The 745-nt window shown below is 68.3% G+C and carries 1 pseudogene; it reads right to left on the bottom strand.

The annotated features are described in order from the left end of the window. A pseudogene (locus AC5LSR_RS20775) lies at nucleotides 1–745 on the bottom strand (hypothetical protein); the annotation flags it as partial.

Genomic DNA, 745 nt, shown 5'->3' with positions numbered 1-745 from the left:
GGGCCGAGCACCCGCCGCATGTCCGCGAGAAGCTCCTGCATCTCCAGGACCGACTGGGCATAGCCGACGGACTCCGCGCGATAGCTGGCCAGCAGGCTGCGCAGCTCGAAAGTCTCCCGGGCCTCGGCGCCATGGATCCTCGTGGCGAGCTGTAGCAGAGCTTCGAGCTCGGCCACCGCGTTCGTGGTGTCTCCGGCCTTGGCCCGCCAGTACACAAGCTCGGCGCGGACGGCGAGCACCGCCGGGTCCGCCGGCCCGAGCACCCGCACCTGGTCGTCCAGCACGGCCGCCAGTTCGGCTGCCGCCTGTGCCGGATGGCCTGCCTGGCCCCACTGGTAGCCGAGGTTACGCCGAGCGGCGATGGTCATCGGGTCATCCCGGCCCCAGGCGGCCGTCAAATCGGGAATCAGCGATCCAAGACTGATGATCGCCTCCTGTGTCTCCCCCGCGTCACCCAGCCACACAGCGAGCTGGTTGCGCAGGGTGAGAGTGTCCGGATGGCGTTGCCCGAAGCGCTCGACGGCTTGTTGGGCGAGCTGCCGGCACAGGTGTATCGCCTCTTTGAGCTGCACCACCGTTCCGAGACTCTCGACGGTGCGCATCATGATTCTGTGCATGCCGCCCTGGTCCAGATCCCAGATCGCGGCCGGCCAGTTGTCCTGGAGCGCCATCGCGTTGGCCCGCAGCAGCTGCCCCCTGTCCTCGTTGTTGTCGGCGGAAGGCCAGATCTCCAGGAGAGCGTCCG

It is taken from the genome of Protofrankia sp. CiP1_Cm_nod4 (assembly GCF_982290645.1).
The sequence above is the reverse complement of the archived record's forward strand: the minus strand, read 5'-3'. Positions and strand labels throughout refer to the sequence as shown.